The organism is Microcoleus sp. Pol17C6, assembly GCF_036701145.1.
GTDB lineage: Bacteria > Cyanobacteriota > Cyanobacteriia > Cyanobacteriales > Microcoleaceae > Microcoleus.
This window is the reverse complement of record NZ_JAUBQH010000144.1, coordinates 1-2,508: the sequence shown is the minus strand read 5'-3', so window position 1 is coordinate 2,508 and position 2,508 is coordinate 1. Positions and strand designations below refer to the sequence as shown.

Here is a 2,508-nt window from a genome sequence, read left to right as displayed (position 1 = left end):
TGTCAATCGGCGTTCAATCGGGACCCCCTATCGGCGTGCAAAAGGGACCCCTCTGCCGCTGTGCGGATCGGTTGATGCTGGGCGCGCGTTTCGCGCTGGTGGCGGCGTAGGGAGGGCGTAGCCCGACCGGAGGCGTCAGCAGCGCGAAGGCGGTTTTCTGACAGGGTCAGCTGCGGTTTTTGAAGCGCCAGCTGTCGTTGCCGGTCTCGACGATATCGCAATGGTGCGTGATGCGATCGAGCAGCGCCGTGGTCATCTTCGGATCGCCGAACACGGTGGGCCACTCGCCAAAGGCGAGGTTGGTGGTGATGATGACCGAGGTCTTCTCGTAAAGCTTGCTGATCAGGTGGAACAACAACTGCCCGCCGGATCGGGCGAACGGCAGATATCCCAGTTCATCGAGCACCACGAGATCGAGCCTGCCGAGCTGGGCGGCGATGGAGCCGGCCTTGCCGATGCGGGCTTCTTCCTCGAGCCTGGTGACGAGATCGACCGTGTTGAAGTAGCGCCCGCGGGCACCGGCGCGCACGACGCTGGCGGTGATCGCGGTGGCCAGATGGGTCTTGCCCGTCCCGGTGCCGCCGATGAGCACGATGTTGCGGCGACCGGGCAGGAACGAACCTGCGTGCAGGGAGCGCACCAGCCCTTCATTGATCGGGGTGCCCTCGAACACGAAGGCGTCGAGGTCCTTGATTACAGGCAGCTTGGCCGCGGTCATGCGGTAGCGGATCGAGGCGGCATGACGATGCGCGGCTTCAGCGCGCAACAGGTCGGTCAGGATCTCGTGGGTCGTGCGCTTGCGCTGCAACCCGGTGGTGACCGCGTCGTCGAACGCGCCGGCCATGCCCTTGAGGCCAAGCGAACGCATCGCCTCGATCATCTCATGCCGCTGCATCGAGGCCTCGCATCGTATCGTAGCGCGCGCAGTCTGCGATGGGCGGGTGGTTGAGCTTGAGATCGACGATCACGTCCAAGGGGCGCTCGGATGGCGGGTCCCGGTATCGGGCCAGGATGTTGAGGATCACCTCGTCGCTGACGGCACCGCTATCAAGCGCCTCCCGGATCGCGGCCTCAACCGCTTCCAGACCATCGGTCATTACAGCTGCCAGCACGCGCACGAAGCGGCGGTCGGCTGCATCACCGCCGCCCAGCTTGCGACGCAACCGCGTCAGTGCCGGTGGCAGCTCCCACCCCTGGAAGGGTGCGCCGTTCCGCAAGGCCCCAGGCTTGTGCGCCAGCACTGGCAGGTAATGCCAGGGATTATAGATCGTCCGGTCGCGGCCGAAGTGCCGGGCATGCTCTGCGATGACCTCGTCGCCGAGGCGTACAACGATGCGGTCGGCATAGGCGCGGACCTGAACGGCCCGCCGCGCCGCCTTGGCCATGACCGAGTAGCGGTTGCGGTCGAAGCTGATCAGGCAGGTGCCGGTCACGGCATGCGCGGTCTCGTGGAAGCCGTCGAAGGGCGCCAGCATCGGCTGCAGGGCTGGCCGTTCGAGCTCCAGCGCCTCGGCAACGGTCAGTTCCTTCTGCTCGGGATGGGCGTGCGTTGCGGCCCAGCGCAGGCACTCAGCTTCCAGCCACCCGTTGAGCTCCTCGATGCTGGCAAAGCGCAGGCGAGGCTGGAAGAAGCGGCCTCGGATGGTCTGCACCTGGTGTTCAACCTGACCCTTCTCCCACCCTGCTGCCGGCGAGCAGGCCGTGGGCTCGACCATGTAATGATCGGCCATGACCAGAAAGCGGCGGTTGAACACCCGCTCCTTGCCGACGAACACGGTGGTGACCGCGGTCTTCATGTTATCGTAGATACCGCGAAGGGGAACGCCGCCGAAGAAGGCAAAGCCGCCCGCATGGGCGTCGAACACCATCTCCTGCGTCTCGCGCGGATAGGCCCTGACGTAGACCGCGCGCGACGCGCACAGTCGCATCTGCGCCACCTTCACCCGCATCGGCTTGCCCGCGATCTCCACATCCTCGTGGCTCCAGTCGAACTGGTAGGCCTCGCCAGGCTTGAACATGAGCGGGATGAAGGCAGGCGCGCCATCACCCGCATCCTTGCGCCGCGCTTGCGTCCAGCGGTGGGCGTAGCGCCGGACTGCGTCGTAGGATCCCTCGAAGCCCTCACGCCGCAGCAGATCATGGATCCGGGTCATGCGGAGCCGATCGCGCCGGTGCCGGGCCTCGTTCTCCGTCAGCAGCACATCGAGCCGCTCCTGGAACGGCCCAAGCCGGGGCAGCGGTTGAACCTTGCGGCGATAATCAAACGCGCCTTCCGGCGCCCGGATCGCCTTGCGCACCACCTTGCGCGACAGACGCAGATCCCGCGCAATCGCCTTGATCGCCTTCCCGCTCGCGTGCTCCCGCCGAATCCGAACAACCGTCTCCACCACCAACATCCCGATCTCACCACCTGGAAAACCAGGCAGTCCGCTACAACATCAGAATGAGGGGTCCCTTTTAGACGCCGATCACCCCGCTAACGGGGTCCCTTTTGCACGCCGGTCTACA

At 65.6% G+C, this 2,508-nt stretch carries 2 protein-coding genes; both read right to left on the bottom strand.

What is annotated here, in order from left to right; all coding sequences use genetic code 11:
* Positions 1 to 166: 166 nt before the first annotated feature.
* Complete coding sequence (istB, locus tag QUA25_RS29025; protein WP_333043147.1) at positions 167 to 895, bottom strand: IS21-like element helper ATPase IstB; 729 nt, start codon at positions 893 to 895, stop codon at positions 167 to 169.
* Entirely contained in the window at positions 882 to 2,396 is a 1,515-nt protein-coding gene (istA, locus tag QUA25_RS29020) for an IS21 family transposase (protein ID WP_333043146.1), read from the bottom strand. Before istA ends, istB begins: the two co-directional genes overlap by 14 nt.
* Positions 2,397 to 2,508 lie beyond the last annotated feature (112 nt).